The organism is Aquimarina callyspongiae (genome assembly GCF_034322225.1).
Classification (GTDB): domain Bacteria; phylum Bacteroidota; class Bacteroidia; order Flavobacteriales; family Flavobacteriaceae; genus Aquimarina.
Genome location: NZ_JAXLPA010000005.1, coordinates 114,762 through 126,855, shown reverse-complemented (window position 1 = coordinate 126,855; position 12,094 = coordinate 114,762). Strand labels below are relative to the sequence as shown.

Genomic DNA, 12,094 nt, shown 5'->3' with positions numbered 1-12,094 from the left:
AGGTTAGATACCCAATATGTTTTTTAGTTGCTCTTTGTTAATTTCTGTTCCAGCAAAGTCATCAAAGGCTTTTTGTGTTGCTTCTATAATATGACTACTAATAAAGTTCGCTCCTTCTCGTGCTCCTTGTTCAGGAGATTTAATACAACATTCCCATTCCATAACAGCCCATACATCACAACCATATTCTGTAAGTTTAGAAAATATAGTTTTAAAATCTACTTGCCCATCACCAGGAGATCGATATCTTCCTGCTCTGTCTATCCAATCGCTATATCCTCCAAAAGCTCCTTTCTTACCAGTTGGATTAAACTCAGAATCCTTTACATGAAATGCTTTAATGAATTCGTGATAATGATCAATATATTGCAGGTAATCCAATTGTTGTAAAACAAAATGACTAGGATCGTATAATATATTAACTCGTTTATGGTTTCCTGTTGCTTTTAAAAAACGCTCAAAAGTAATTCCATCATGAAGATCTTCTCCGGGATGTATTTCATAACATATATCTACTCCTTGATCATCAAAATGATTAAGAATAGGTAGCCAGCGTTTTGCCAATTCTTCAAATCCCATTTCTACTAGTCCTGCCGGTCGTTGCGGCCAAGGATGCATAGTATGCCATAACAGAGCTCCAGAAAAAGTAGCATGAACATCTATTCCTAATCGGCTACTTGCTGTAGCTGCATTTTGTACCTGTTGTATAGCCCATTGAGTTCGTTCTTTGGGATTGTTCTTATATGCATCCGGAGCAAAATTGTCAAACATAATATCATAAGCAGGATGAACTGCCACCAATTGTCCTTGTAAATGAGTAGATAGTTCTGTGATTTCTAATCCATAACCGGCAATTTTCCCTTTTAATTCATCACAATAAGTTTGACTCTCTGCAGCAATTGTTAAATCTATTAATCGGGTTTCCCAGGTGGGGATTTGAATACCTTTATACCCTAATTCTGATGCCCATTTGCATAATCCATCTAGTGAGTTAAATGGAGCTTTGTCATCCATAAACTGAGCGAGAAATATAGCCGGACCTTTTATAGTTTTCATGGTTTTAAGATATTAGAAATCCTTAAGATAATTCTTTTGATTAAAAGCTTTAATTATGGATATATTGTTTTTTCCTTGTCTGTTTAAAGTTTTACCCATTTTGCATTGTTATTATTGCTTTCTACGGCGGCATAAATAAATCTCATTCCTCTAACACCATCTTTTACTGTCGGAAAATCGAGTAGAGGAGAAGGAGCATTTTTTTCTTTGAAGGTAGTAAGCTCTTTTGCAAAACTTCTATAAATAGTCGCGAATCCCTCGAGATAACCTTCTGGATGTCCGGCAGGGATTCTGGTATATTGATTTGCTTCAGGATATCCACCGTTTCCACTAGGAGTAAATACTTGTTTTGGATTTTCTAACCATTTAGCGATTAATTCATTTGGGTTTTCCTGATGCCATTCTATGCTACCTTTGGTTCCATACACTCGAATACCTAAACTATTCTCTTCTCCAGTTGCAATTTGAGAAAAACTCATCGTTCCTTTGGCCCCATTTTCAAAACGTAATAAAATATTTCCGTCATCATCAAGTGTTCTGTCTTCTCCAAAAGCAGAAAGATCTGCGGCGATCTCTTCTATTTGAATGCCTGTGATATATTCGGTTAAATTCTCTGCGTGGGTTGCAATATCTCCTAAAGCTCCACCAATACCGGATTTTTTTGGATCCACTCGCCAGGAAGCCTGTTTTTGGCCTGTTTTTTCTATTGAAGTAGATAACCATCCTTGTAAATAGTGCACTTGTATTTTACGAATTGCACCCAGATCTCCTTTAGCAATCATAGCTCTAGCTTGTTTAACCATAGGATATCCTGTGTAGTTATGAGTAAGTGCGAAAATTTTACCGGAAGACTGAACAAGTTTTTCTAATGCTATAGCTTCATCAAGAGTCAAGGTCATGGGTTTATCACATATTACATGAAATCCATTTTCTAAAGCCATTTTTGCCGGCGGAAAATGTACGTGATTAGGCGTTACGATAGCAACAAAATCCATGCGTTCTTCTTTAGGAAGTTTAGTTTCTTCTATGATCATTTGCTCGTAGCTGCCATATGCTCTTTGTTCTGAGATTCCGAGTTCTTTTGCAGAAGCGATACTCTTTTCTTCACTACTAGAAAAAGCACCACAAACAAGATCGATCATACCATCAATACTAGCAGCTTTTCTATGTACATCTCCAATGAAAGAACCTATTCCTCCACCTATCATTCCCATTTTAAGTCGACTCATATGATTTATTCTTTATATTCTATTTTTTCATTTTTAAAGAATAGGGCAAATAATAACATTACCACTCCTGCAAATATAGCGGGGAATATCCATATACTATTCCAGTCATGACCTTCTCCTTTGATATATTGATATGCATCAGTAATCTGACCGGCAATATAAAAACCAATAAGCATACCTAGCCCATAAGTGGCCAATGTAATAAGACCCTGAGCAGCACTCTTAAATTTTTCTCCAGCTTTACTATCTGTATAAATTTGTCCAGAAACAAAGAAAAAATCATAACAAATCCCGTGTAATGCAATTCCTATAATTAACATAAAAGCAAGCTCTCCCTCATTGCCATAAGCAAATAAAACATAACGAACTGCCCAAGCTAACATCCCAACCAATAATGTTTTTTTAAACCCAAATTTTTTAAAGAAGAATGGGAGTAATAACATAAATACTACTTCTGAAATTTGACCAATTGTCATTTTAGCTGTGGGATCAGCAACTTTAATTTCTGTTAAAAACTGATTGGTATGCTGATAGTAAAATGCTAATGGGATACATATAAGAACAGAAGCAATAAAAAACATCAGAAAGTTTCTGTCCTTTAATAATTTTAAAGCATCCAGTCCTAAAACTTCTGATATGGTTACTTTTTGATCTTTTCCAATTTTTGGAGGTGTTTTTGGTAGTGTAAAACTAAATATACCCAAGAAAGCAGAGGCAATTGCGGTCATTAGAAATGTGTTTTTTAACAAACCTTCTTTAATTCCTTCTTCAGAATCCCAATGAAATGCATAGCTTATTAAAAGTCCGGCTACAATCCAACCGATGGTACCAAATACTCTTACAAAAGAAAACTGTTTAGCAGGGTCATTCATCTGATTAAAAGACACTGAGTTTACTAAAGCTAACGTAGGCATATATGCAATCATATACCCTAAGATATAGGGATAGAAAATACTAAAATCTGTTGCATTAGCCATTTGATACATTAAAAAAGCACCAATGATATGTAATATCCCTAAAATTCTTTCTGCATTAAAAAAACGATCTGCTATCAAGCCAATAATAAAAGGAGCAATGATTGCTCCCCAGGATTGGGTAGAATAGGCCAATGCCGTTTCTGCACCAGATGTTTGTAGGGTATTAGGTAAGTAACTACCTAGAGTTACAAACCATCCGCCCCAGATAAAAAATTCTAAGAACATCATCAGAGAGAGCTGGATTTGAGTTGTGAGTTTCATAAGCCGTTTTTTAATTAAGTTGTTTCCCTAGGTTAATTAATAAATCTCGTGTTGCTTTTATACCTTCGATCTCACTTAAGCGTTCACCTTCATACTCAACTCCGATAAAACCGGTATACCCTGATTTTTTGATGATCCCTAACATTTTTTTATAATCTATAGAAGTTTCATTTCCTTCTGTATTAAAATCATATGATTTTGCGCTTACAGCTTTTGCATATGGCATCATTTCCTGGACGCCTTGATACTTGGGATATTCTTTTACACAATTAGCTCCCCATCTTTCTCCATCTTCTCGTTCCAGGCAGAAATTACCAAAATCGGGTAAAGTTCCACAGTTGGGTTTATTTACTTTTTTCATGACTTCAACGAGTAATGCAGCGTTTGAAGACAGGTATCCGTGATTCTCTACAATGACATTAATGTTTTTAGTTGCTGCATAATCAGATAATTTACTAAGTCCATCCGATGCTACTTCTAACCATTGTTTTGGGTTAGTGGTTCCAAATAGATTTACTCGTATAGAATGACAACCTAAAAACTGTGCAGCATCTACCCATTTCTTATGGTTTTCAACAGCTTGATTGCGTTCTTTTTCATCAATTACGGCTAAATCTCCTTCACCATCCACCATAATAATAAGGTTTTGGATTTTATGTTGTTCACTTTTTGATTTCAAAATTTCAAGAAGTTTTTGCATTCCTCTTTCTGGATCAGAATCTTTTTTAATCTCATCAGTATATAGTTGGCTTACATACTCAATTCCTTCAAAACCCAATTCACTTGCTTTTTGAGCAAAATCAAGAGGGTTCATAGTTCCAGAATTGATCTCTTTATGCAGAGACCATTGTGCCAGGGATAGCTTAAAAAATGGTTTGGTTGGTTCTTGTATCACGTTTGCAACGGTTTCTTTTTGAGTAGTTTTATTGTTTTCTGTCGTATTCTCTTTACACGAGTTTATGATTAACATTAGGATAAATCCTTTCCATAAAATGGTTCGCATGATTAATATGTGGTTTTAAAGTGGTTATAAAGACCAGGCTTTACCGCCTGTAAGTTTTTCTAGAGAATCGCAACCTATTTGTTCTCCAGGAACAGGAGCATAGGCCAGGACGTTTTTTCCAATTTCCTGAGAGGTTTTAAATCCCCAAATAGATAATCCTCTTACAGAAGAGAGATAGTTAAAGATAATTGCATCTTTAGAAATTGAATCCATATCCTCAGATGTTTTGACATCTTGCATTTCTTCTGTATATTCCAGTTGTTGTTCTTTTGAAGATCTTAAATATTTGGTCAAAAGAGTATCATACTCTTCGATTGTTATTTTGTCGACTTTCTTTTCTTCACTAACCCCTAATTCTCTTAGGACAATAGTTGCAGATTTTTTGAACTTTTCAATTTCTTCTTTCTCCTCAACTCCGTGTAGAATAAATTTTTCAATAAACATAGGCACATTAACAGCTAAAGCACCAGGGATATTTTCGGTTTCCGGAATGATAAGATCAACAATTCGATCCAAAATTTTTGCTTCATCTATGGATAATAATTCTGGAGTCCAGGTTGGAATTATTTCTTTTGTACAACTTTGTAAAATACTAAGAATAGAAGGAGTGGCAGCAATATAGCTTGCTGACAATCCGATATTCTTTAAAGCTTCTCTTCTGTTCATGATATAGAATTATGGGTTTTTTTGTATTTGTTTTGCTGCATGATCTGCTGCTCTGGCAGTAAATGCCATATAGGTTAGTGAAGGGTTTACGCAGCTAGATGATGTCATAAAAGAACCATCTGTTACGTATACGTTTGGTACTGCATGGATTTGATTGTTTTTATTGAGAACAGATGTTTTAGGATCTCTACCCATTCTAGCAGTTCCCATTTCGTGAATACCTAATCCTGGTCCACCAATATTATCCCATGACTCAACATTAGTGAAGCCTGCTTTTTCTAACATTTCTACCGCTTGCGCTTTCATGTCTTTACGCATTTCGATTTCATTTTCTTTAAACTCAACATCAAATGTTATGGTAGGTAAACCCCATTCATCTAGTTTTTTGTAATCAAGCGTCATTTTATTTTCGTGATATGGTAAACACTCTCCAAAACCTGTTAGTCCAATTTGCCATTTACCGGGTTTCAGAATATTTTCTTTTAGTTCTGTACCATATCCTAGCTCTGCAATAGTTTCTCTCCAATCTTGTCTACTTGCACCACCTTGATAGCCGTATCCTCTTTTAAAAGTTTTTTGATCAGAATTATTATCTAGATTTCTGAATCTAGGAATGTAGATTCCATTAGGTCTTCTTCCCTTATAATATTTATCTTCAAAACCATTAATAGTTCCAGAGGCGCCCACTCTAAAATGATGATCCATAATATTACAACCTAATTCTCCAGAATCATTTCCGAGTCCATTTGGAAAACGTTCTGATTTGGATTGCAATAAAATACTAGCAGAAGCTATAGCCGATGCGCATAAAAAAATGACTTTTGCGGTGAATTCATGCTTTTCTTTGGTAATAGTATCAATCACTTTTACACCAGTTGCTTTTCCTGTATTTTGATCATATATCACTTCGTGCACAATAGAATTTTCACGAAGTGTCATATTTCCGGTTCTTTCTGCTGCAGGCAGAGTAGAGGAGTTGCTACTAAAATAAGCACCAAAGGGACAACCTCTCATACAGCGGTCACGGTATTGACAGTTTAATCGTCCTTCAAATGTTTTGGTTCCTGTAATATGTGCAGTTCTACCAATGGTCAGCAATCGATCTTCATAGTTTTGCGCTATGTTGGATTTTAGATGATCTTCTACACAATTTAATTCCATAGGAGGGAGAAATTTTCCGTCAGGTAACTGATCAAGGCCTAATGACTCTCCACTTACACCAATAAATTCTTCAACTTTGTCATACCAAGGCGAAATATCATTATATCTTATTGGCCAGTCTATGGCAACGTTTTCTTTTTTATTGGCTTCAAAATCGAGATCACAAAGTCGATAACTCTGTCTTCCCCACATAAGAGAGCGACCTCCCACGTGATATCCACGAATCCAATCAAAACGTTTGGTTTCATTATAGGGATGCTTTAAATCATTAACAAAAAAATGACGGTGCGCTTTATTGGTAACATATCCGGTTCTATGTTGTTTGGGTTGCTCGGCAATTTCTTCTCGGCTGGGTTCTCCTTTAAGATCATAATCCCAGGGATCATCATTCATAGTTGGATAATTATCAATATGTTTTACCATACGACCACGTTCTAAAACCAGTGTTTTAAGCCCTTTTTCACAAAGTTCTTTGGCAGCCCATCCACCACTGATTCCTGTACCAACTACGATTGCATCATATTGAGGTTCTTTTTGCATAATAAAGATGAATTAATTTGAGTTAAATTTTAGTTACTACAGAGTTCTGAACCATTCTGCCATTGCTCTGGCTTCATCTTCAGGTATATTTTGATTGATCATTATGGTATTATTATACTCTTTAAGTAAAGCCTTGGCAACAGGATCATTTTTTAGCATTTCATCAGGATTCATAATTATATTTATCACCCATTCAGGACTTCGTTTTTTATAAATACCTGCCATCGGAGGACCAATAAATTTTTGTGAAGCTTTATGACACGCGGTACATTTTGATTTAAAGAGTTTTGCACCTCTATCAGCAAGATCCTGATTGATATTATCTTCAAAAGAGATTGATTTTATGGGGCCAATCCCCTTGTTTTCAAGCATTATAGGAACAGAAGAAATACTTTTTTCTTGTACCTTTTTTTCTTGTTTACGATTTCCAATGGTAATTGATTCTTTGGTTGCTTTTTTTTCTTTGGAACAGTTCATATTCAAGAAAACGCATACAATAATCAAATAAACAGATGTTAATTTCATTAATTATGATTTTAAATTTAATTTTAAAAATGGGCTTGAAATATGTACTATATTGATAGTGAATTCGCAATACTATAGTTAGCACGGAATACTATGAAATATGAAATTTTAGCACGATCAAAAAGCTTTGATTATTAACTTTTTTGAAAGTGAAATATAGTGTTTGAATAGCTGAGATAAATATAAGAAGTTTATTTTTGTTTCAACAAAATAATTAACTATTCATTAAGTAATTTTTATTTAATAAGTCATTTTATTTTCTTTTTAAATGTGATGCTGTTAAAAAATTAAGCTTCTTAAGAAAGAGTGATCAAGTTGAATCTGTTAATTCTTTATTAGTTTAATTAATTTTGAATATTCTTAATTTTTATATCCGTTGTTAATGAAAATAATCTCTTTAATTTTTGGTTTATTTTTTATGTTGCCCTGTATTGCTCAGGAATCTAAAAATAAAACTATCGATACTGCTTATGAAACATTTTTAAGTAGAGTTGGAAAAGACACTTTGGTAACTTATAGATCTAAGGAGTATAAGTGTTCTGAAGATGTTTTTGGTATCGTAGGGTTTTATTATGAGAAAGAAAAATTACGACTTATTGAGCATACTTATAAACAAGGGTTTTATGAAGATTATACTACTGAGTATTATTTTATGGAGAATGATGATTTGGTAATGTCTTGTATGCTATTTAAAATTTCTCACCTTAATACGTATAGTTATGAAAGCAAATACCAACAAAAGGCTGGTGTAGAGAAGGTATTAGAATTGGTAGAAGAAAGAATGTTTTTTGATAAAGACACTCCAGTATGTTATAGAAGAAGTTATGGAACTAAAGTTTCTGAATGGGATCAGGATTATTTTAATAGCCTTGATTTTGAAGCAAGTAATTGTAATGAAAATGTAGAAGATATACGATATAAATATCGATTATTACGTAAAGCAGAAAAGAGATTATTACACACTTTTAGAAAAGGGCCTGCTTGTATATTCCATATGTGGTAAATGCTATAAATAAAGAAATCCATTTCTAAAACAGCCAGGCGTTTTAGAAATGGATTTGCATAGATTACAGGGATTTTTTATTCCTTAATCAATTTAATTGTTTTGATTTCTTTTCCTATTTGGATTTTTAAGAAATATAATCCTGAAGGAAAACCTTCAGATGTCCATTTAATAGTATGATTTCCAGGTTGACGTTTTTCGTAATTTGCCAATTCTGCAATTTTCATACCTATTTGATTATAAACAGCAGCAGTAATGGATTGAGAATCCATAAGCTGGAAAGTAATATTAGTTTCACCTTGTAATGGATTAGGGTGAGTTTTTATACTACTTCCTTTTGTGATTGATACCGTAGAACTAATATTGTTTCTACTTCCTGAACAATCTCCTACTAATTCCCAGGCATCTTGCCAATATTCTCCTGTACCAGGAGCATATGCCCAGGCTGCTCCATTACACCATCCTGAAAAAGGATGAGGCTTACATTCGTAGAGATTTCCTTCATTTTGAACTTGACTTCCAGCAACGTATCCACCATTTTCTACATATTGAGGGTCATTACAATCTCCTCCACCAGTATCTGTTTGTACGGTTATACTAATTACAGAAGAAGTAGTGCTTGCAGCATCATTGTCTTGTGCAACAGCTGTTATATTATGATTACCTACGGTAGAAACCCAGGTTGCAGAGTATGGAGCAGATGTATCTTCACCTATCGAATTACCATCTACAAAGAATGTAACACTACTTACAGTACCATCTGTATCATTAGCATCTGCTGTGATATTAATACTTTGTCCTTCTGTAAATGTTGCTCCATTTGCAGGATTAGTAATACTTACCGTTGGAGATTGATTTCCGGTATCGGACGTTACAGAAATAGAAACTGATCCAGAAGTAGTAGCTGCATTTTCATTATCAGTAGCTCGCGCTGTTATAGAGTGATTACCTTCAGTAGATGTCCAGTTTGTGGTATATGGCGATGTAGTATCTTCTGAGATAACATTTCCGTCGACTAAAAACTCAACTTTACTGATAGTACCATCTGTATCATTTGCATCAGCACTTATAGTCACAACATCTCCGGTTGTAAATGAAGATCCAGATTGTGGAGAGGTCACAGAAACTGTAGGAGCTGTGTTATTTCCTCCACCATCACAAGGCCCGAGATCTTCCCAAACATCACTTTCTGCAGGACTTTGATTCACCCACCATTTAGCACGATATTCATGTCCTTGAAAAGATACGACTGCTCCTCCAAAATATGCTTGACCAGCAACCCAAGCTGGAGCAGTACAAGAGCCACCTCCACCTTCATTTACGGTAACAGAAACAGTATCCTCTGCTGTTCCACCATCATTATCAGTTGCTTTAACATTTATAGTATAACTTCCTACAGCTACACTAGCCCAATCAAAAGTATAAGGAGCACTAGTTTTTTGACCTAATAAGGTAGTTCCATTGTAAAACTCTACCTTACTAATGGTTCCATCAGGATCACTAGCATCTGCAGAAATACTAATAGTATCACCATCAGTATACGTGGCTCCGGATTGTGGAGATGTAATAGATACTGTTGGTAATTGATTTCCATTACTATTTACAGTAATAGATACAGAAGCTGTACTCGAACTATTATCATTATCATAAGCTTTGGCTGCAATAGTATAATTTCCTGCTGCGACACTGGCCCAATCAAATGTATATGGTGCACTTGTTTTTTCTCCTAATAAAGTATTACCGTTATAAAATTCTACTTTGGTAATCGTTCCATCGCTATCACTTGCATTTGCAGCAATACTGATAGTCGCACCTTCAATAAATGTATCTCCAGATTGTGGAGAAGTGATTGCAACGGTAGGAGGTGTATTACCACCGCCTCCACCATTGGCAAATACTTGATTAACGGTATTTATTAAAGGAGATTTTACATTTGACCATCTTTTAAGTTTCGTTCCAAAAGATTCAACAGAACCACTCATTTCAAGATCACCATACACTGTCCATACAATAGTACCTGCTAGGTTATTGTCATTAATATATTGTGCTTTAATACCTATAGATTCTTCATCATCATAACTCAAAAAGAAGTTTCCATTAGTCATATAAGGTACTTGAGCCTGATTATCCCAATGCCTGGTCCATCCACTTCCTGTGCCTGTTTTTTGTTTTATAAAAAAGTGATTAGGTGTACCATCATATACTTCTTGAGGCCAGTTAGTATAATCAGCAGAAGTACTCACCGGACCATCAGGTTGTATGGTTACGTTTCTTTTTACTGTAGGAGCATTTAATGCAGCTGCACCATCGGTAACAACACCTCTTCCGTAAAAAGGAATACCAAAATTAATTTTACCTGGAGGTACTCCTTTTGCTAACAAAGCATTAAGAGTAGATTGCCAGTTAAAATCAGGAGCTTCTGCACCATCATATGGATAAACAGGAGCATTGTGCCCAGCAATATTTGACCAACCTCCGTTAAAGTCATAGGTCATCATATTAAAGTAATCCATTGTATTAGCCAACTGTGACCAATTAAAATCTTGTAATTTTCTTGGATCTGCAGACATTGCGGCAGTAATCAGTTTGGTTGGTCCAATGGCGTTACGGATTTCCTGAACCAGGTTTTCAAAATTAGCAAAATCTGCTTGCGTTCCTGTAAAGTTCATTCCTGCGTAAGGTCCGGGATATTCCCAATCAAGGTCTATTCCATCAAACCCCATATTGATCAACTTTTTACAGTCTTCAATAAAACGAGCTCTTTTTACAGGATCGGCGGCCATTTCTGGAAAATGTTTACACATACTCCATCCACCTATAGAAGCCATTACTTTTACACCTTTTTGATGTGCTAATTCTAGCAATCCCGGAGCACCATCTTCTTTATGTAGTGGTAACGGTAATGGACCGCTTAATCCCCATCCTGGGTGTGACCAGGTATTGGCATTTAGTTCTACCTGAAAACCTTGTGCTTCTGCACGTTGTTTTGCAGCTTCATTAATATGTTGTAATGGGTCAATTTCTCCAAAAAGAATATGCATATCCCAGCTACTATAGATATCTGTATATAATAGATCTGCTGGTTGTTGTACTGTACCTTGTTGATAAATTTGTTTATTACGATGATCACCACTATGTAAAGATCCATCTACGGCTACTCCGAAAAATGAATAATTGAGAATCGTATATTTTGCGTAATCAATATTGAGATGTGTTAATGCACCCTGCGCTGGAACGCCAGCATTAGACTGTTTCCAAGCATCCCAATTTGTAATATATCCAATAACTTGTTTATTGTGATTCGAGGTCGTTGAAGTACCACCTGTATTTACTTGCCCATAAAGGGAAACTGTAAAATGTGACAAAAAAGTAAAGAGTAACATTATAAGATACAACTTCTTACAACGCCACTCCAGAAAAGTGAGTTCTAGTTTTTTCATAATAGATTGTGTTAAATATTAAGAATTCATTTGTGTTAAATCGAGAAAGAATTAAAGTCTTAATCAGTTCCAAAGTAGAAAGAAGTATAAGTTTTGAAAAACTAATTAGCTAAATGGCAATAAATTGTAGCTGTTTAGAGAAAAAAACCGGATAAAGAGAGTATTGTATGTAAAATGTAGGTTGTACCCAAATCAAAGTCGTTTATCTAAAAAAAAACTTGTTTAGCTTAAAA

9 protein-coding genes are annotated in these 12,094 nt (G+C 35.1%); 1 reads left to right on the top strand and 8 read right to left on the bottom strand.

Annotation, left to right across the window (positions count from 1 at the left end; translation table 11 throughout):
* Positions 1–3 precede the first annotated feature (3 nt).
* From U0D62_RS20435 to U0D62_RS20405, 7 genes are all read right to left on the bottom strand, one after another.
* Positions 4–1,056: a sugar phosphate isomerase/epimerase family protein gene (locus U0D62_RS20435; protein WP_322289205.1), complete on the bottom strand. Its 1,053-nt coding sequence runs from the start codon at positions 1,054–1,056 to the stop codon at positions 4–6.
* 83 nt (positions 1,057–1,139) lie between these two features.
* Positions 1,140–2,285: a Gfo/Idh/MocA family protein gene (locus U0D62_RS20430; protein ID WP_322289204.1), complete on the bottom strand. Its 1,146-nt coding sequence runs from the start codon at positions 2,283–2,285 to the stop codon at positions 1,140–1,142.
* Between the two features lie 5 nt (positions 2,286–2,290).
* Positions 2,291–3,523, bottom strand: coding sequence for a nucleoside permease (locus tag U0D62_RS20425; protein ID WP_322289203.1), 1,233 nt, complete (start codon positions 3,521–3,523; stop codon positions 2,291–2,293).
* Positions 3,524–3,533: 10 nt separating this feature from the next.
* On the bottom strand, positions 3,534–4,526 hold the full coding sequence (locus tag U0D62_RS20420; RefSeq protein ID WP_322289202.1) for a sugar phosphate isomerase/epimerase family protein: 993 nt from the start codon (positions 4,524–4,526) through the stop codon (positions 3,534–3,536).
* Between the two features lie 24 nt (positions 4,527–4,550).
* Complete coding sequence (locus tag U0D62_RS20415) at positions 4,551–5,192, bottom strand: gluconate 2-dehydrogenase subunit 3 family protein (RefSeq protein WP_322289201.1); 642 nt, start codon at positions 5,190–5,192, stop codon at positions 4,551–4,553.
* Positions 5,193–5,201: 9 nt separating this feature from the next.
* Positions 5,202–6,893, bottom strand: a complete 1,692-nt coding sequence (locus U0D62_RS20410; protein ID WP_322289200.1) for a GMC family oxidoreductase — start codon at positions 6,891–6,893, stop codon at positions 5,202–5,204.
* Between the two features lie 36 nt (positions 6,894–6,929).
* Positions 6,930–7,418, bottom strand: coding sequence for a c-type cytochrome (locus U0D62_RS20405; protein WP_322289199.1), 489 nt, complete (start codon positions 7,416–7,418; stop codon positions 6,930–6,932).
* 382 nt (positions 7,419–7,800) lie between these two features.
* Here U0D62_RS20405 and U0D62_RS20400 point away from each other — a divergent pair, with 382 nt between their 5' ends.
* Complete coding sequence (locus U0D62_RS20400; RefSeq protein ID WP_322289198.1) at positions 7,801–8,421, top strand: hypothetical protein; 621 nt, start codon at positions 7,801–7,803, stop codon at positions 8,419–8,421.
* 77 nt (positions 8,422–8,498) lie between these two features.
* On the opposite strand, the gene U0D62_RS20395 is transcribed toward U0D62_RS20400, so the two are convergent.
* On the bottom strand, positions 8,499–11,861 hold the full coding sequence (locus U0D62_RS20395; RefSeq protein WP_322289197.1) for an Ig-like domain-containing protein: 3,363 nt from the start codon (positions 11,859–11,861) through the stop codon (positions 8,499–8,501).
* Between the last annotated feature and the right edge of the window lie 233 nt (positions 11,862–12,094).

What these genes read in the sequence shown, in the direction of transcription:
- U0D62_RS20435 (WP_322289205.1), bottom strand. Translation starts at nt 1,056, where the DNA reads ATGAAAACTATAAAAGGTCCGGCTATATTTCTCGCTCAGTTTATGGAT.
- U0D62_RS20430 (WP_322289204.1), bottom strand. Translation starts at nt 2,285, where the DNA reads ATGAGTCGACTTAAAATGGGAATGATAGGTGGAGGAATAGGTTCTTTC.
- U0D62_RS20425 (WP_322289203.1), bottom strand. Translation starts at nt 3,523, where the DNA reads ATGAAACTCACAACTCAAATCCAGCTCTCTCTGATGATGTTCTTAGAA.
- U0D62_RS20420 (WP_322289202.1), bottom strand. Translation starts at nt 4,526, where the DNA reads ATGCGAACCATTTTATGGAAAGGATTTATCCTAATGTTAATCATAAAC.
- U0D62_RS20415 (WP_322289201.1), bottom strand. Translation starts at nt 5,192, where the DNA reads ATGAACAGAAGAGAAGCTTTAAAGAATATCGGATTGTCAGCAAGCTAT.
- U0D62_RS20410 (WP_322289200.1), bottom strand. Translation starts at nt 6,893, where the DNA reads ATGCAAAAAGAACCTCAATATGATGCAATCGTAGTTGGTACAGGAATC.
- U0D62_RS20405 (WP_322289199.1), bottom strand. Translation starts at nt 7,418, where the DNA reads ATGAAATTAACATCTGTTTATTTGATTATTGTATGCGTTTTCTTGAAT.
- U0D62_RS20400 (WP_322289198.1), top strand. Translation starts at nt 7,801, where the DNA reads ATGAAAATAATCTCTTTAATTTTTGGTTTATTTTTTATGTTGCCCTGT.
- U0D62_RS20395 (WP_322289197.1), bottom strand. Translation starts at nt 11,861, where the DNA reads ATGAAAAAACTAGAACTCACTTTTCTGGAGTGGCGTTGTAAGAAGTTG.